Here is a 16131-nt window from a genome sequence, read left to right as displayed (position 1 = left end):
GATGCTTCCCTCGGCGACTGGGCCTGTCGACCCAGCCGAACGCCGACTGCCGAGCCGCGGTCGTCCCGCTCCGCATGCATCGGCGTACCCCGAGCCGCTAACAGAAGGGGGCCATCACGTGATCCACTCACCCGGGCGAACACCGCGCTCGTTATGGGGCGCGCTGCTGCTTCTCCTCACGGCCGCCCTGCTCATCGCACCCGCACCCGCACCCGCACCCGCCGCCGTCGCGCGGACCGAGGCCACGGCGGCCGTGCCCGCCGCCACCCTCACCGAGGTCACCGGCTTTGGGACCAACCCCAGCAACCTGCGCATGTACGTGTACGTGCCGTCCAATGTGACGGCGCACCCGGCGGTCCTGGTCGCCGTGCACTGGTGCACCGGCTCGGGCCCCGACATGTACAACGGCACCGAGTACGACACGCTGGCCGACCGGTACGGGTACATCGTGATCTACCCGTCCGTCACCCGCAGCAGCAAGTGCTTCGACGTCTCCTCGCCGCAGGCGCTGAGACGCGGGGGCGGCAGCGACCCGGTCGGCATCAGGTCGATGGTCGACTGGGTGACCGCGACGTACTCCGCCGACACCGGCCGCGTCTACGCCACCGGCATTTCCTCCGGCGCGATGATGACCAACGTCCTGCTCGGCGACTACCCCGACGTGTTCGCCGCCGGCGCCGCTTTCGCCGGCGTCCCGTTCGGCTGCTTCGCCACCATCGACGGCTCCGAGTGGAACAGCGCCTGCTCCGGCGGCACCGTGATCCGCACCCCGCAGGAGTGGGGGGACCTCGTCCGCGCGGCCTACCCCGGCTACAGCGGGCCCCGGCCGCGCATGCAGCTGTGGCACGGCACCGAGGACGACGTGCTGCGCTACCCCAACTTCGGGGAGGAGATCAAACAGTGGACCCATGTGCACGGCGTGAGCCAGACCCCGTCCGCCACCGACGCGCCCGCCTCGAACTGGACCCGCACCCGCTACGGCGGCACCGGTGACCAGGCCCCCGTGGAGGCCGTCAGTCTGGCGGGCGTCGGCCACAACGTGGACATGACCGGTCTGGCGGCCCGCGTCCTCACGTTCTTCGGACTGGACAGCTCGGGGCCCGCCCCGCAACCCCAGCCCGGCGGCTGCCGGGTGACCGCGACGACCAATGCCTGGAACACCGGTCTGACCGCCTCCGTGACCCTCACCAACACCGGCGCCACCGCGGTCAGCGGCTGGCAGCTCGGCTTCACCCTGCCCGCCGGCCAGATCATCACCAACGGCTGGGGAGCGACGTACGCCCCGGTCTCCGGAGCGGTGACGGCGACCAACGCGGCCTACAACGGCGCCATCGCCCCCAACGCGAGCGTCACCATCGGCTACCAGGCCAACCACACGGGCAACAGCGCCGCGCCCGGGGCCTTCACACTCAACGGGACGGTCTGTACGGCGGGTTGAGGCCCGACGGGCGTGCGAGGGCGGCGCGCGCCGGAGCCGCCCCCCCCGCAGGCGTAAGCGCTCCGCTGGGGGTGCCGCGATGTGCCGTCGTTGCGCTGCGGCGCCGTCGTGGTTGGTCGCGCAGTTCCTCGCGCCCCTTTGGGGCGCTGCCGAAGCGCTGCCGACTTTGCCCGACCTGTTTAGGCGGTGCCGCGATGTGTCGTCGTTTTGCTGCGGCGTCGTCGTGGCTGGGCGCGCAGTTCCTCGCGCCCCTTTCGGGGCGCTGCCGAATCGCAGGCGACTTCGCCCGACCTGATTAGGCGGCGGGCGCGGGGGAACTGCTTCTGTTCGGGAGGTGGTTGAAGAGGAGGTTGAGTGCGATCGCTGTCACGCAGCCCGCGCTGATGCCGCTGGTCATCACGGTCTGGAACCAGTCGGGGAACTTCGCGTAGAGCGTCGGGACGCCGACCGGCAGCACGCCCATCGCCACCGACACGGCCACCACCGTCAGATTGTGGTTGCCCTTGAAGTCGACCTCGGCCAGCGTGCGCAGCCCGCTCGCGGCCACCGTGCCGAACATCACCAGGCCCGCGCCGCCCAGCACCGGCGCCGGAACCGCCGCCACCACGGCCCCCAGCTTGGGCAGCAGACCCAGCAGGACGAGGAGCGCGCCCGCGGTGGCGACGACCCAGCGGCTGCGCACCCGGGTCATGCCCACCAGGCCTACGTTCTGCGCGTACGCCGTGTACGGGAAGGTGTTGAAGACACCGCCGAGGACGGTCGACAGGCCGTCGGCGCGCAGACCGTCGGAGAGGCTGCGCGAGTCGACCTTGCGGTCCGTCATCTCACCGACCGCGATGAGGTCACCGGTCGTCTCGGTCATCGTCACCAGCGCCACGACCAGCATCGAGATGATCGCCGAGGCCTCGAAGGCGGGCGCGCCGAAGTGGAACGGCGTGCTGATCCCGACCCAGTCGGCGTCCCCGACCCCGTCGAAGTCCGTGAACCCGAACGGCACCGCGACCGCGAGCCCCACCGCGATGCCGATCAGCACCGCGATCCGGCTCAGGAAGGCCGGCGCGAACCGCTGCACGCCCAGCACCACCGCGAGGACGAACGCGGCCAGCCCGATGTTCCTCGGCGCCCCGAAGTCCTCCGAACCGGCCCCGCCCGCCACCCAGTTGCCCGCGACCGGCAGCAGCGAGACACCGATGATCAGGATCACCGTGCCCGTGACCAGCGGCGGGAAGAAGCGCAGCAGCCTGCCGAACACGGGCGCCAGCAGCGCGATCGCGAGCCCCGCCACGATCACCGACCCGTAGATCGCGGGCAGTCCGCCGCCGGTCGTCCCGATGAGCACCATCGGCGACACCGCCGCGAACGTACAGCCCTGCATGATCGGCAGCCGCACGCCGAACCGCCAGAAGCCCACGCACTGGATGAGCGTGGCGATACCGCACACCAGCAGATCGGCGGTGATCAGATACGCCAGATCGGCGGGCGACAACTTCATCGCACCGCCCACGATCAGCGGCACCGCCACCGCTCCCGCGTACATCGCGAGCACGTGCTGCAGGCCGAAGGCCGCCAACTGCCGTACGGGCGGCACCTCGTCGACGGGATGGACGGGCGCGGTCGTGGCGGTCGGGGCCATGGGCACTCCAGAGCGGTGGGGGGACCGGAAACAGGGCTGGCGACAGGGCTGGCAGCAGGGCCGGCGACAGGGCCGGCGACGGGACTGGAAGCATGCGGACAGCACGAGACCGTAGGGCACTTGAACAGTTTGTTGATTTCGCTGCTGTTGCCGAGGTGTGTCACCTTCACCCGGTCGCGCGCGCCGCCGCGGCCCGCAGCGACGCCCAGTCCGGCAGCTTCACCACACCCCGCCCGAGCGAGGCCCCCAGCTCCGCCTCGGCCCGCTCGATCGCGAGCCAACCCGCCCAGTCGACGACGGGTTCCGCCCCGGCGGCCCGCAGCAACTCCAGCGGATCACCCGGCAGCTCGCGCCGCAGCAGGACGGGGGCGTCCTCCAGCAGGGACGTCGCCGTCTCCTTCGCGCACGGCCGGTTGGTGCCGATGACGCCGGTCGGGCCCCGTTTGATCCAGCCCGCCACGTACTCGCCCGGCGCGACCACGCCCTCGCGCAGCACCCGCCCGGCGAGATGCGGCACCGTGCCCTGCTCCGGCGCGAACGGCAGCCCCTCCAGCGGCAGCCCCCGATAACCCACCGAGCGCAGCACCAACTGGGCCTCCAGGTCTTCGTACCGCCCGGTGCCCGTCACCCCGCCGTGCCCGTCCGGCGCCGTCCGCTCGAAGCGCACCGCGCCCACCCGGTCTCCGTGCCCGTCTGCGTCGGCGAGCAGTTCGACCGGCCGCAGGAAGAACCGGAGCCGGATCCGTCGCCGGGCGCCGCGGGACGGCGTCGCCGCCCAGCCGCGCAGCACCTCCACGTTGCGGCGCTGCGCCGCCGGCAGCCCGGCCGGGTCCCCGTACGCCGGGTCCAGCGCCAGCTCCGCCTCGTCCACGATCACCTCGGTGTCCGGCAGGCCGCCCAGCTCGCGCAGCTCCTTGGTGGTGAACCGGGCCTGGGACGGGCCACGCCGTCCGACCATGTGGATCTCGGTCACCGCACTCGCCGCGAGCGCGGTCAGCGCCCCCTGCGGCATGTCGGTGGGACTGAGCTCGGCCGGCCCCCGGGCCAGCATTCGGGTGACGTCCACCGCGACATTTCCCACACCCACCACCACGGCCGAACGGGCGTCGGGCAGAAAGCCGTCCTCTGCGGCGTCCGGATGGGCGCTGTACCAGGACACGAACTCGGTCGCCGACCAGCTGCCGGGCAGCTCCTCGCCGGGGATGCCGAGGTGCCGGTCCGTCGCCGCGCCCACGCAGTACACGACCGCGTGGTACAGCTCGCGCAGCCGCGCCACGGGCACCCCGTCCGCGCCGACCCGGATCCCGCCGAGGAAGCGGACCCGCTCGTGCTCCAGCACCGCGCGCAGGTTCTGCTGCAGCGACTTGATCTTCTCGTGGTCCGGGGCGACGCCGTACCGCACGAGCCCGTACGGGCACGGCAGCCGGTCCAGGACGTCGACGAGTACCTCGGGGTCCTGCTGGACCAGGCTCTGGGCGGTGTAGACCCCACTCGGCCCCGAGCCGACGACGGCGACACGTAGCACGGCGGAACTCCTTACCCCGGCGGGCCGGAGGAGATCGCTGGTGCCTCCAGCATCGCACCGCTGCCGCTCCGCTGACAGGGTGCTGCGCGGTCGCGCCGTACGCGTGTCCGTTCGTATGGAAAGTGATCATGCGGTTACGTTGCGTGTGTGCTAGAAGCATCGTTCCTTAATCTTTCTGATCGTTCCGCCGAGGACGGCACGGTGTCCGTGTGGCCCGCGTGGGAGGTCCAGGAGGGTGCGGGCGCCACGTCCTGGTTCCATGTCCGGCTGGCCTTCGCCGACGGGGCGTGCGTCGAACTGCTGGCCGTCGTCTCCGGGGGCCGGGTCTCCATCGAGGACGTCCGGGCCCAGCCGGCCCTGTCCCTCGTCGACCTGACGGTCCTCGCCGACTGGATCGAGGGCCCGCTGTTCGAGAGGTGCGACCGGTCCGGCCCGGAGGCCGAGCCGGAGGATGTGGTGGGCCGGGCGGGCGCGGCGGACACGGAGGTCACCGGGCACGCCGACGACTCGTTCGGCGCCCGGCGGGCCCGCCGGGCCTGGCCGCGCGGCATCGAGGGACGGTGGCTGGTCGCGCAGGAGTACCGCGCGGCCCAGGAGGACGGCGTCGACCCCGTGCTCGCGGTCATGTGCGCGACGGGGCGCAGCCGGCGCAGATCGCTGCGCCTGATCGCGCAGGCCCGGGACGCCGGGTATCTGACACCACGTCACGCGCGGCGCTGAACCGGGCCGGTGCTGACTTGGCCGGTGCTGACTTGGCCGGTGCTGACTTGGCCGGTGCTGACTTGGCCGGTGCTGACTTGGCCGGTGCTGACTTGGCCGGTGCTGATCTGGCCGGTGCTGATCTGGCCGGTGCTGATCTGGCCGGTGCCGGCCGCGGCCGCTACAGCATCCCGCGCATCCGGGTGATCTCGCTCGTCTGCTGCGCGATCACGTCGTCCGCCATCTCCTCGACCTGCACGTTGTTGCCCTGTGCCTTGACGTCCGTCGCCATGGTGAGGGCGCCCTCGTGATGGGTGATCATCAGGGTGAGGAAGAGCGCGTCGAACGCCTTGCCGTGCGCCGCGCGCAACTTGGTCAGCTGCGCCTCGGTCGCCATCCCCGGCATCGACGCGTGCTCGTGGTCGTGTTCCTCGCTCGTCGTCTTCTTGCCGTGCGCCGTGAGCCAGCCCTTCATGGCCTCGATCTCCGGTTTCTGTGCCGCGGAGATGCGCAGGGCGAGCCGCTCGACGTCCCCCGACTCGGCGCGGTCCGGGACGAGTTCGGTCATCTCCAGGGCCTGGGCGTGATGCTCGATCATCAGCTGCGCGTACGACACGTCGGCCGAGTTGGGCGTGTCGTCGTCGGCGCGCTGTTCGGCCGCGTCCTGTGCGGACAGGGTCCGGTTCGCCTCGCCCGGCTTGCCCGGCGCGATCACCGACGGGCCGCTCGCCGAAGGGCCCTTCGCCGCACCCGAGCCGGTGTCCGACCCGGAGTCGCAGCCCGCGAGCGCGAGTGCGAGCAGCAGCGAGGCCGAGACGAGGGGCACGCGGCGGACGAGCACAACAACCTCCTGAGAGGGGCGAGTTGAGGATGGGACGGGTGTCGTCCTCGGCTGGATCCGTGCACTGTCTGGATCTTGCACCACTGAACGCGCTACCGAACGGAAAGATTCATTACGAGTGCGTTGCCGACCTTTGATATGTGCATGATGAAGACGATACTTCGCAGCACCGTGAACCGTTCCCGTGGGAACGGCAACTAGGGAGGACGCAGTGACCCTGTTGAACGATCCCCGAACGCGCCGCAGACGGCTGGGAGTCGCCGCCGCGTGTGCCGGGCTCCTGGCCGCGCTGCTGAGCGGGGTCCCGGCAGCCGCGACCCCCGACCCGGGGGACGGGCCGGCCGTGGAGCAAGAGGTCTCCCAAGGAGCCCGGTCCGAGGCGTCCGCGGCGATCGCCGCGGGTGAGATACCCGGGCAGGACGAGATCGTCCACTCCGCCAACATCCAGCACTTGACGAACATCCCGAAGGACGTGCTGCCCGGCACCAACTCGGACCTGGCCTTCCAGGGCAAGTACGCCTTCTCGGGCAACTACGACGGCTTCCGCATCTTCGACATCAGCAACCCGAAGTCGCCGAAGACCGTGTCCCAGGTGCTCTGCCCCGGCTCGCAGAACGACATCTCGGTCTCGGGCAACCTGCTCTTCCTGTCGACCGACTCCTCGCGCAGCGACAGCAGTTGCAACAGCACCACGCAGCCGGTGACCGAGAAGTCCTCCTGGGAGGGCATGAAGGTCTTCGACATCAGCGACAAGAAGAACCCGAAGTACGTCGCCGCCGTCGAGACCGCCTGCGGCTCGCACACCCACACCCTGGTGCCCGAGCGCAAGAACGTCTACGTCTACGTCTCGTCGTACTCGCCCAACGCCGCCTACCCCGACTGCCAGCCCCCGCACGACGGCATCTCGGTCATCAAGGTGCCGCGCAACGCCCCCGAGAAGGCGGCGGTCGTGGGCTTCCCCGTCCTGTTCCCCGGCGAGGGCGCGGACGGCGGCGGCAACCCGGGCAGCCCGACGAACCCCGGCGTGTCCAAGACGACCGGCTGCCACGACATCACGGTGCTGCCGGAGAAGGACCTCGCGGCCGGCGCCTGCATGGGCGACGGCATCCTCTTCTCCATCAAGGACCCGGAGCACCCGAAGGTCATCGACCAGGTCCAGGACAACGTGAACTTCGCGTTCTGGCACTCGGCGACCTTCAACCTGAAGGCGAACAAGGTCGTCTTCACCGACGAGCTGGGCGGCGGTGTCGCGGCCACCTGCAGTGCGGCGATCGGCCCGAACCGCGGCGCGGACGGCATCTACGACATCGTCGGCAAGGGCGACCAGCGCAAGCTCGTCTTCCGCAGCTACTACAAGATCCCCCGCCACCAGGCGGACACCGAGAACTGCGTCGCCCACAACGGCTCGCTGATCCCGGTCAAGGGCAAGGACCTCATGGTCCAGGCGTGGTACCAGGGCGGCGTCTCCGTCTGGGACTTCACCGACTCGTCGAAGCCCAAGGAGATCGCCTACTTCGAGCGCGGCCCGCTGAGCACCACGAGCCTCGTGGTCGGCGGCTCGTGGTCGGCGTACTACTACAACGGCTACATCTACTCCAACGACATCGCCAAGGGCTTCGACGTGCTGAAGCTCAGCGACCGGCGCACGGATCCGGCGAAGCGGGTCCACCTGAACGAGCTCAACGTCCAGACCCAGCCGGACTACTTCGACTGATTCCCGGTCGGCGGGTCCGTCGCGAAGAAACGCGACAGATCGGCGTCACATCTCCCGCCGGGCGCCTCGGCGTCCGGCGGGACCCCCTGGTCCCAGTCGAGCCGGTAGCGGGCGAACAGCTCGGCGCGCAGTGTCGTGAGCGGCAGCGGCACGTTGGGCAGCACCATCGCGTAGACGGCTCCCATCAGCTGGGAGCGCAGCATCGGGTAGTCGTGGTCGACGTCCTGCGAGCCGTGCCGGACCGCGGTGTCCCGCAGCAGCTCGGCCAGCCGCTGCTGCTCCGCACACTGCAGGAAGCCCTCGGCCTGCAGCAGCCCCGCCATGTGCTGGCGCATCAGCACCGTGCGATCCCGGGTCAGCCCCAAGATCGCGTCGATGGCCCGCGCCATCCGCTCCCGGCCGTCCTCGGTGTGCGGCTCGCGCTCCAGCGCCTCCTCCAGCGTGCGGTGCATCAGCCGGTGCACGGCCGACTGCACCAGCTGGCGCTTGCCGGGGAAGTAGTACGAGACCAGACCGCGGGCCGAGCCGGCCCGGTCCGCGATGTCACCGAGCGTCGTCGCCTCGTAGCCGCGCTCGCTCACCAGCTCCACGGCCGCCTGCAGCAGCCGCTCCCGGGAACGCCGACGCAATTCTTCATTGACCGAGGCGCTGCGAGGGCACATCCTGTAACTCCTGCGTTGACTGGCTATCAGCCAACTATACTCAGGGTGTCCCGGTCGGTTCCGTACGAAACATGACCGGGCTGCCGCCTGCTCTGGGCGACGCGGGGGATCGTCCAGAGTGGGCGCGCGTCTCCTCGATGGTGGCCTGAGGCTACTGTCGATGGGGGATCGAGGGCCGGGAGCCCGGGGCCGAGCCGAGGCCCGACCGAATCAGCAGATCAGCCCATCAACTCATGAGCCGATCAGCCCGTCAGCCCGTCAGCCCGTCAGCCCATCAGGGCCAGTACCGGGCGGAGTCCGTCCGGGCGTTCGGCCGTCGGCAGATGGTCCACGAAGTGCACCGCGCAGCCGAGCGCCGCCGCCCCGCCGTCCGCGCGCCGGTCGTCGCCCACCATCAGCGTGCTGCGGGGATCGGCCCCCAGTGCCTCGCACGCGATCGTGAACAGCCGCGGGTCCGGCTTCTGCACTCCGTGCTCGTACGACAGCACATACGTCTCGACGAACCGGTCGAGACCGTGCTCCCGGAACACCGGTCGTAGATCCCAGCCGATGTTGCTGACCACGCCGACCCGGAAACCACGCTCGCCCAGCGCGCTCAGCACATCCACGGCGTCGGCGTACGGGGACCAGGCGGCCGGTGTCCGGTGCCGGTCGTACAGGGCGTCGTACAGCGCCGGATCCGGCAGCGGCACCTGACGGGCCAGACCGGTGTACGCGGCCCGGTGCAGTTCCGCGCTCCGATCCCGCACCCGCCACGCCTCGGCCACCTCGTCGGGCACCCGGTCGGGAGGCGCCCCACCGGGCAGCGCACCGGCCGTCTCCAGCGCCCGGGCCGTCACGACCACCTCCGACTCGGACAGCGCGACACCCGCCGCGTCCAGGGCGGCCCGCAGCCAGGACTGGGTGGACTCGACACGGAAGAGAGTCCCGGAGAAGTCGAACAGCGCGGTCGTCATGGCGCTCGGCCTACGGCTCGTCATGGACGTCGTCATGGGGATGACCCTATGAACGGTGCGGATCGCGTGGGGTCACGTTCCACAGGAGCGGAAGATCGCCGTCGCAGAACACGCAGACGAAGACCCCTTCGCGGACCACGTTGTTCTCCTCGCACCGCTCGCAGCGGCGGAACACCAACGCGTGCGTGAACCCGTCAGGGCGGCCGATGCCGGCCCGGTCCAGGGCGGTGGCGACGGCCGGCCAGGAGTCCGGGTCGGGGCAGTAGCCGGTGGACTGGTTGCTGACCTCGTGCACGCGCACCCCTTCGTGGGGGTCGTGGCGGAACGAGATCTCACCCGCGCCGAGGACGTCGTCGCCGCCGGCGCATGCGACATGCTCGCTGCGCCGGGGGGCGAGCCGCAGCAGGCCGTCGAGGCCGACGACGTACGTGAACGGCTCGGCGTCCGCCGCCGTCGCGGCGGCGTCCAGGTCGGCGGCGCGGCGGATCGGTCGGCCGCCGGTGCCATGGCCGACCGCCCGGCGCACGTCCTCCGGTCCGACGTAGCCGTACCTGCGCCGCGGCACGGTCACGGCCGCCAGCGCAGCCGCGCGGCGATCGCCAGCGTCACCAGCAGCGCGCCCAGCAGCCAGCCGCCCAGCACGTCGGTGGGCCAGTGCACGCCCAGCCAGATCCGGGTCAGCCCCACGCCCGCCACGGAGACCACGGCCACCGCCAGCGCCGTCCGCCACACGGCGCGGTCGACGCCGTGCCGGTGCAGCAGCCACAACAGGAGGCCGAACACCACGGTGGCGGTCAGGGCGTGCCCGGACGGATACGCCGCGTAGTGCGCCGAGTCGACGGGGTCGGGCCAGTCCGGACGGGCGCGGCCGACCCAGGCCTTCAGGCCCTGCTGGATCAGCGTGCCGACCGCCGAGGTCACGACCAGCCACCCGGCCGTCCACCAGGCAGCATGTCGCCACACCAGCCACACGGCCATCACTCCGATCAGCAGCCGCATGGTCACGGGGTCCCAGACCCAGTCCGTGAGGATGCGGCAGACCTGGGTGATCTCGGATTCGGCGACGGCCCATCGATGGGTGGTGCGGGAGACGTCGTCGTCGAAGGAGATCAGGGGCTGCCAGGCGGCCGCGACCAGGACGAGCAGCACGACGGAGCACAGTCCCAGGACCAGGGCGGTACGGCCGGCCGTGCGCAGAGCCGTCGGACGGGGTGGGGAGTCGACGTGCAGGGTGTGCATGTAGTGATCCTCGCCGACCAGTGGGGCGAGAAGCGAACCCGGGTGGCCCGGAGACCGCCCCGGAACGGCCGGTTCCGGCCAGACCGGGGGGTGCTCAGCCCAGTGCGCGAAGCGCGGGCACGAGCGTCACCAGCACCGGGATCACCGGGACCAGCGAGGCCGCGGCCGTCAGCCGGAGCCTGCGGGCCGCGGTGAGGCGGCCGGGCGGGGTCAGCAACCGGTGCACGCGCTGCGGGACATGGGCCTGCGGCGCGGGGGAGGGGCCGAACACGCCCCGGTCCTCGTTGAGTTCGACCAGCGCCAGCGCGGTCGTCAGCCGGCCGAAGCGGCGGGAGGCCATGTCGTCGGCGGAGAGTTCGACCAGCCGGTGCATCTCGTCACGGAACGCGGCGAACACCGGCACCTGCGGGAACCCCGTGGCCAGCGCGGTCGAGCAGTGCAGCAGCCAGTCGTGCCGCGCCTGCGCGTGCCCCTGCTCGTGCGCGAGCACGGCATCGAGCTGACGACCCTTCAGACGCTGCAACGCGGCCGTGGTGACCACCAGCCGGGGCTCCGCGCCCGCCAGCCACCAGGCGTCCGCCCGCTCGCCCTCCAGCACGAACAGCCGACCGGACGTGGACTCCTCACCCGGCAACAGCGGCGCGCGCAACCGGAGTTCGGCGCGCCGGGACCGGTGTCCGGCGCGGCTGCGCAGGACCTCCCGTACCAGCATCGCCCCGCTCCAGAGCCCGCCGCAGGCGAGCAGCACCGCGGTCGCCGCCGCCCAGGGGCCCGTCGCGCCCAGCGCATACGCCTCGACGACCGCCTGCGGGGCCGGAGCGAAGACATGCCCGCGCACCGCCTGCCAGGCCGCCGCCGCGCTGAGCGTCATCGACAGCGCACAGCACAGCAGGACCGCGGCCACCACGCACTGCCACGCCCACAGGGCCACCACCGGTTCACGGTCCGGCCAGTCGGCCCGGGCGATCAGCCGGGGGGCGAGTACGGCGGTCAGAGCACCGAGCAGCAGCAGGACCGCGGGGACCATCATGGTCAGCACCCTATGAGCGGCGTGGCGCTCAGGGGTACGGCTTGTTACAGCGAAGTGACGCAGACCACGCCCGGCGACGGGGACACCGCCGAGGCGCGCGGACTCAAGCCGCTCGCACGGCAGTTGGCGACCGCAGAGGTCGCAGAGGTCACAGAAGTCGCAGAGGCTGCACAGGCCGCAGCGGTATCAGAGGCCGCAGGGGCCGCAGAGGCTGCGCCGGATCACATCGTGAGCAGCATGGCGAGCATGCCGATGCCCATCGACAGCCGACACGCCCGCGCCACTTCGGGCCGGTCGCTCCACGCCGCGGCGACGGCGGCTCCGCCCGCCCCGGTCACCGGCAGCAAGCGGACCCCGGAGAGCAGGACGTACCCGGTGAAGTACAGCAGCAGCACGCCGGTCAACAGGGGGATTCCGGAGCCGCCCTGCGCATGGTCGTGCGCGTGCGCGGGCGTGGCGGCCATCACGGCCGCCATGTAGACCATGGCTCCGGTGCCCACCAGGTGGTGCAGGTGATGGGCGCTGGTGCGGGCCGCCCACAGAGCCCGCAGCGCGGCCGCGCCGAAGACCGTCGCGAAGGCAGACCAGGCCCAGGTCGGCGGGGTGAACGCAGCCGCCGGCACGGCCATCGCGGCCATCCCGAAGCCCATCAGCGCCTCGCCGCCCGCGGCCCTGCGCTGCTCCTCGACTCTGCTGCGCATCCGCAACAGGCAGTAGGCCCCGGTCGCCGCACACAGCGCGACGAGCAGCCAGCCGGGCGAAGCCGGTCCGTGCATGCGCACCTCCCGCTCGACGCCGTCCATTTTGCCGGGTCGAGGGATGTGATGCCCAGTGCTCGCGGCGCGCGCACGCGGGCGCAGGGGGGTACATGGGGAGCATTGGGCGGAGCACGGCACTCTGCGCAGTAATTTTACTAGTAAAACACATGCTAAATTGATGGGCATGAGTCTGAGCCCGAGTCCGAGTCCGCGCAGCAATCTCCCGCTCGCCGCCGCCCTGCGCCTCGCCCGGCCCTCCGACATCTGGTTCAAGCCCGCCCTGAGCGTGGTCGCGGCGGTCGCTCCGCCCAACCTGATCCTGCTGGCGCTCGGACGGCTGGATCTGGCCATGTACACGATGGCGGGCTCGCTCTGCGCGCTCTACGCCCACAACCGCCCCTACCCGGCCCGGGCCCGCGTGCTGGCCTGGGTGGTGCTGGGCATGACCGGCGGACTGGCCGTCGCCCTGCTCGCGGCCTCGCTCACCACCAGCGCCGTCGTGCTGGTCGCCGTCGGCGCCCTGCTCGCGGCCGCGCAGAAGGTCCTCTGCGACGCGACCCGCCTCGGCCCGCCCGCCCATGTCGTCCTGACCTTCATCAGCTCCGCGTCGCTGTTCGTCCCGCAGAGCCTCGGACAGGTCCCCGGCCATCTGGGCCTGGCCCTCGCCGCGGGCGCCTGGGCCTGGCTGATCGGCATGGCGCCCGGGCTCGCCCGCCCGCACGGCCCCGAGCGCCGCGCCACCGCCCACGCCCTGAACGCGGCGGCCGCCCACGCGGCGGCCGCCCACGCGGCCGCCGCCCACGCCGCCACGGATGGCGCCGACGACGGCCACGCCCGGACCCGCGCCGCCGGGGCCGCCGCCGTGCACGCCGCCTGGCAGACCCTGCTGTCGGCCCGCGCCGGGGAACCGCGTCGCGCCCTGGAACGTCTGCTCGTCCGAGCCGAGATCGCCCTCGCCGCGCCCGCCGACACCGACCCGACCCGACTGCGCGACTGGGCGCGCGAGCTGCGCGGCGCCGGCCCGGTCCCGCACCCGGACGACCTCGTCGACGACGACGAACTCCTCGGCCTCGACGCCGAACTCGCCGCCGCAGGCCCGCCGTTGTGGCGTCGCCTCGGCCCTCTCGCGCCGATCGCCGTACGCACCGCCCTGGGCTGCGCCCTCGCCGGTTACGTCTCCCTCGCCCTCGGGGTCGGACGCCCCTACTGGGCCCTGGTCACCGCCGCCTCCCTCTACCAGGCGAACGTCACCCTCACCTGGAGCCGTGGGGTCCAGCGGGTCGTCGGCAACTTCATCGGCGTCCTCGCCTTCGCCGCGCTCGTCCCGCTCGCCCATCTCACGCAGGCGGCCCTCGTCCTGGTCTGCCTCGCCCTCAACTTCGGCGCCGAGGCGCTGATCAGCCGCAACTACTGGCTCGGCAGCGTCTGCGTGACCCCGATGGCCCTGCTCATCACCGAGTTCGCGCAGGTCCAGGATCCGGGCCGGCTCGTCACCGAGCGGCTCGTGGACACCCTCGTCGGCGCGGTCGTCGGCTTCGTCGCCGCGGTCGCCGTCACCAACCGCCGGGCCGGCGACCGTCTCGGAGCCGCCCTGACGGCCGTCGAACGGTCCGGCGAACGTACCGCCCGCCTGCTCGCGGAGCCGTGTGCCGCCCCCGGCCCACTGGACTCGGCCCGCCGGAGCCTCGCTGCCGCGCTGGTCGAGCTGCGCGCCGCCGCCGACGCGGCATCGGGCGAGTGGTGGCAGCGGGCGCTGCCCGAGGAGCGGGTCGTGACGGCCGAACAGTCCGGACACCGTACGCTCGCGGCGACGGTACGGCGCCAGGGGCTGCTCCTGGACCGGGACGTGAACGTGAGAGCGGAGGACGTACGGCGATGACGGCGACGCAGGGACGGGCGGCGGCCGGGAACGGGGCGGGGGAGGGACCGGCGACGGGGGACGCGTCACGGGAACGACCCACAGCCGAACACCTCCAGCCCATCGGCGACGAGTCCGCGAACGGCGACCCGCCGACGAATGACGGATCGGCCGCGACCGCCGGATCGGCCGCGACTGCCGGATCGGCCGCGACCGGCGGATCCGCTACGGCCGGCGGATCGGCCGCGACCGGCGGATCCGCTACGGCCGGCGGATCGGCTACGGCCGGCGGATCCGCCACGGCCGGCGGATCGGCTACCGCCGGCGGATCGGCCACCGGCGGTGCCGGCTCGGCCATGAGCGTCGACTCGGCCGGGAACGCCGACTCGGCCGGGAACGGCACCAGGAACGACACCGTCGCCGCCGTCGTACGGCAGTGGCAGGCCGTCCGGCCCGAGCTGGACACCGGCCCCATGGAGATCATCGGCCGGGTCAACCGCTGCGCCGCCCTGCTCCAACAGGCCGAGGACGCGCCCCTGCGGCGAGCCGGACTGAGCCGCCCCGAGTTCGACCTGCTGGGCGCGTTGCGCCGTACCGGCCATGAGCTGACCCCCGGCGAACTGGCCCGCGAGACGTTCTCCTCCGGGGCCGCCGTCACCAAGCGGCTCAAGCAGCTCAGCGAGCGCGGCCTGGTGGAGCGCCGCGGCGACACCCGCGACCGCCGCGTCGCACACCTTCGCCTCACGGACGCCGGGCGCGACCTCGTCGACGGCATCCTGCCCGAGCAACTCACCTACGAGAGCGCCGTCCTGTCCGCCCTGGACGACGGACGGCAGGACGAACTGGCCGACCTGCTGGGCGAGTTGCTCAGCCGACTGGAGGGACACATGCGGGGCCTGCGGGCCTGAGCGCCGCCGGCCTCAGTGCTCGTCGCCCGCCCGGTACACGCCGAACACCGCGCTCTGCGGGTCTCGCAGCACGGCGATCCGGGGACCGTCCGGCACCGACGTCGGCTCCATCAGCGCGGTGCCGCCCGCCCCGACCGCCGTCCGCGTGGCGGCGTCCACGTCGGCCACCGCGAAGTACGGCAGCCAGTGCGACGGCACCTCGGGCGGGAACTTCTCGTCCATCGTGATCATGCCGCCGAAGTCCGCGCCGCCGACGCCCCACTGCACGTAGTTCTCCGAGGAGCGGACGGTCCAGCCGAACACCGTCGTGTAGAAGGTCTCCGCACGGTCGGGCTCGCGGGTCAGCAGCTCGACCCAGCCCAGCGAGCCGGGCGCGTTGAAGAGACCGGCGCCCGGGAAGGACCGCGCCTGCCACAACTGGAACGCGGCGCCGCCCGGATCGACGGCGACCACGAAACGGCCCACGTCGAAGACGTCCATCGCACCGACCAGCACCTTGCCGCCGGCCTCCGTGACCAGCCGCGCGCTGACGTCCGCGTCGGTCACCGCGAACGACACGCTCCAGGCGCACGGCTGCGACTCCTGGTACAGGGGACTGAGCGCGGCGACGGCCGCCTCGCCGAGGTGCGCGACCGTGTAGCCGCCCGCCTCCTGCCGTGGATCGGTCTCCGTGCGCCAGCCGAACAGCTCCGCGTAGAACCGCTTCGCCGCCTCCAGGTCACTGCTCCCCAGCTCGGCCCAGCAGGGCCCGCCGGGCACGGGCGCGTCGAGCTTCATGGCGTTCCTTCCGAAAGAGGCCCCTCCCAGCACGCTATGCCGCACCCCGACCAACGGCATCCGGTGACCGACGCGCCTCTCGCCCCGGCACAG

15 protein-coding genes and 1 pseudogene are annotated in these 16131 nt (G+C 72.2%); 6 read left to right on the top strand and 10 right to left on the bottom strand.

What is annotated here, in order from left to right:
- Positions 1–118 precede the first annotated feature (118 nt).
- Positions 119–1438 (top strand): extracellular catalytic domain type 1 short-chain-length polyhydroxyalkanoate depolymerase, encoded by a 1320-nt coding sequence (locus ACWCPF_RS18970; RefSeq protein WP_451046174.1) that lies wholly within the window; start codon positions 119–121, stop codon positions 1436–1438.
- 295 nt (positions 1439–1733) lie between these two features.
- On the opposite strand, the gene ACWCPF_RS18965 is transcribed toward ACWCPF_RS18970, so the two are convergent.
- The gene (locus tag ACWCPF_RS18965; protein WP_451046173.1) at positions 1734–3071 is read right to left on the bottom strand and encodes a nucleobase:cation symporter-2 family protein; all 1338 of its coding nucleotides are present in this window, start codon (positions 3069–3071) and stop codon (positions 1734–1736) included.
- A gap of 166 nt (positions 3072–3237) precedes the next feature.
- On the bottom strand, positions 3238–4596 hold the full coding sequence (locus ACWCPF_RS18960) for an FAD-dependent oxidoreductase (protein WP_451046172.1): 1359 nt from the start codon (positions 4594–4596) through the stop codon (positions 3238–3240).
- A gap of 201 nt (positions 4597–4797) precedes the next feature.
- Between ACWCPF_RS18960 and ACWCPF_RS18955 the strand changes: the two genes are divergently transcribed.
- A complete protein-coding gene (locus ACWCPF_RS18955; protein WP_451046171.1) occupies positions 4798–5316 on the top strand; it encodes a DUF6214 family protein in 519 nt (172 codons plus the stop codon).
- Positions 5223–5453: pseudogene (locus ACWCPF_RS18950) on the top strand (pentapeptide repeat-containing protein); the annotation flags it as partial. The gene ACWCPF_RS18955 and the pseudogene ACWCPF_RS18950, both read left to right, overlap by 94 nt.
- Before the next feature lie 23 nt (positions 5454–5476).
- Here ACWCPF_RS18950 and ACWCPF_RS18945 read toward each other — a convergent pair.
- The gene (locus ACWCPF_RS18945) at positions 5477–6136 is read right to left on the bottom strand and encodes a DUF305 domain-containing protein (RefSeq protein WP_451046170.1); all 660 of its coding nucleotides are present in this window, start codon (positions 6134–6136) and stop codon (positions 5477–5479) included.
- 211 nt (positions 6137–6347) lie between these two features.
- Between ACWCPF_RS18945 and ACWCPF_RS18940 the strand changes: the two genes are divergently transcribed.
- The gene (locus ACWCPF_RS18940; protein WP_451046169.1) at positions 6348–7850 is read left to right on the top strand and encodes an LVIVD repeat-containing protein; all 1503 of its coding nucleotides are present in this window, start codon (positions 6348–6350) and stop codon (positions 7848–7850) included.
- Here the strand turns inward: ACWCPF_RS18940 and ACWCPF_RS18935 are convergent.
- From ACWCPF_RS18935 to ACWCPF_RS18910, 6 genes are all read right to left on the bottom strand, one after another.
- The gene (locus ACWCPF_RS18935) at positions 7838–8512 is read right to left on the bottom strand and encodes a TetR/AcrR family transcriptional regulator (RefSeq protein WP_451046168.1); all 675 of its coding nucleotides are present in this window, start codon (positions 8510–8512) and stop codon (positions 7838–7840) included. The two genes, ACWCPF_RS18940 and ACWCPF_RS18935, sit on opposite strands and share 13 nt — an antisense overlap.
- A gap of 266 nt (positions 8513–8778) precedes the next feature.
- A complete protein-coding gene (locus ACWCPF_RS18930; RefSeq protein ID WP_451046238.1) occupies positions 8779–9468 on the bottom strand; it encodes an HAD family hydrolase in 690 nt (229 codons plus the stop codon).
- Positions 9469–9514: 46 nt separating this feature from the next.
- Positions 9515–10039: a hypothetical protein gene (locus ACWCPF_RS18925; protein ID WP_451046167.1), complete on the bottom strand. Its 525-nt coding sequence runs from the start codon at positions 10037–10039 to the stop codon at positions 9515–9517.
- Complete coding sequence (locus ACWCPF_RS18920; protein ID WP_451046166.1) at positions 10036–10707, bottom strand: phosphatase PAP2 family protein; 672 nt, start codon at positions 10705–10707, stop codon at positions 10036–10038. The genes ACWCPF_RS18925 and ACWCPF_RS18920 overlap by 4 nt, the downstream gene beginning before the upstream one ends.
- Before the next feature lie 94 nt (positions 10708–10801).
- Positions 10802–11737 (bottom strand): M56 family metallopeptidase, encoded by a 936-nt coding sequence (locus ACWCPF_RS18915; RefSeq protein WP_451046165.1) that lies wholly within the window; start codon positions 11735–11737, stop codon positions 10802–10804.
- A 221-nt stretch (positions 11738–11958) separates the two neighbouring features.
- Complete coding sequence (locus ACWCPF_RS18910) at positions 11959–12513, bottom strand: DUF5134 domain-containing protein (protein ID WP_451046164.1); 555 nt, start codon at positions 12511–12513, stop codon at positions 11959–11961.
- A gap of 166 nt (positions 12514–12679) precedes the next feature.
- On the opposite strand from ACWCPF_RS18910, the gene ACWCPF_RS18905 reads away from it, so the two are divergent.
- Both ACWCPF_RS18905 and ACWCPF_RS18900 read left to right on the top strand, forming a co-directional pair.
- Positions 12680–14374, top strand: coding sequence for an FUSC family protein (locus ACWCPF_RS18905; protein ID WP_451046163.1), 1695 nt, complete (start codon positions 12680–12682; stop codon positions 14372–14374).
- A 335-nt stretch (positions 14375–14709) separates the two neighbouring features.
- Positions 14710–15261 carry a MarR family winged helix-turn-helix transcriptional regulator gene (locus tag ACWCPF_RS18900; RefSeq protein WP_451046237.1) on the top strand — a complete coding sequence of 184 codons (552 nt, stop codon included), beginning with the start codon at positions 14710–14712 and terminating at the stop codon, positions 15259–15261.
- Between the two features lie 12 nt (positions 15262–15273).
- Here the strand turns inward: ACWCPF_RS18900 and ACWCPF_RS18895 are convergent, their stop codons facing one another.
- On the bottom strand, positions 15274–16038 hold the full coding sequence (locus ACWCPF_RS18895) for a VOC family protein (protein WP_451046162.1): 765 nt from the start codon (positions 16036–16038) through the stop codon (positions 15274–15276).
- Positions 16039–16131 lie beyond the last annotated feature (93 nt).

The sequence above is a fragment of the Streptomyces sp. NPDC001858 genome, assembly GCF_053594615.1.
The sequence above is the reverse complement of the archived record's forward strand: the minus strand, read 5'-3'. Positions and strand labels throughout refer to the sequence as shown.

Excerpts from the sequence above, each read along its gene's own strand:
- ACWCPF_RS18965 (WP_451046173.1), bottom strand. The coding sequence starts at position 3,071 with ATGGCCCCGACCGCCACGACCGCGCCCGTCCATCCCGTCGACGAGGTG.
- ACWCPF_RS18935 (WP_451046168.1), bottom strand. The coding sequence starts at position 8,512 with ATGTGCCCTCGCAGCGCCTCGGTCAATGAAGAATTGCGTCGGCGTTCC.
- ACWCPF_RS18930 (WP_451046238.1), bottom strand. The coding sequence starts at position 9,468 with ATGACGACCGCGCTGTTCGACTTCTCCGGGACTCTCTTCCGTGTCGAG.
- ACWCPF_RS18920 (WP_451046166.1), bottom strand. The coding sequence starts at position 10,707 with ATGCACACCCTGCACGTCGACTCCCCACCCCGTCCGACGGCTCTGCGC.
- ACWCPF_RS18915 (WP_451046165.1), bottom strand. The coding sequence starts at position 11,737 with ATGATGGTCCCCGCGGTCCTGCTGCTGCTCGGTGCTCTGACCGCCGTA.
- ACWCPF_RS18910 (WP_451046164.1), bottom strand. The coding sequence starts at position 12,513 with ATGCACGGACCGGCTTCGCCCGGCTGGCTGCTCGTCGCGCTGTGTGCG.
- ACWCPF_RS18905 (WP_451046163.1), top strand. The coding sequence starts at position 12,680 with ATGAGTCTGAGCCCGAGTCCGAGTCCGCGCAGCAATCTCCCGCTCGCC.
- ACWCPF_RS18900 (WP_451046237.1), top strand. The coding sequence starts at position 14,710 with ATGAGCGTCGACTCGGCCGGGAACGCCGACTCGGCCGGGAACGGCACC.
- ACWCPF_RS18895 (WP_451046162.1), bottom strand. The coding sequence starts at position 16,038 with ATGAAGCTCGACGCGCCCGTGCCCGGCGGGCCCTGCTGGGCCGAGCTG.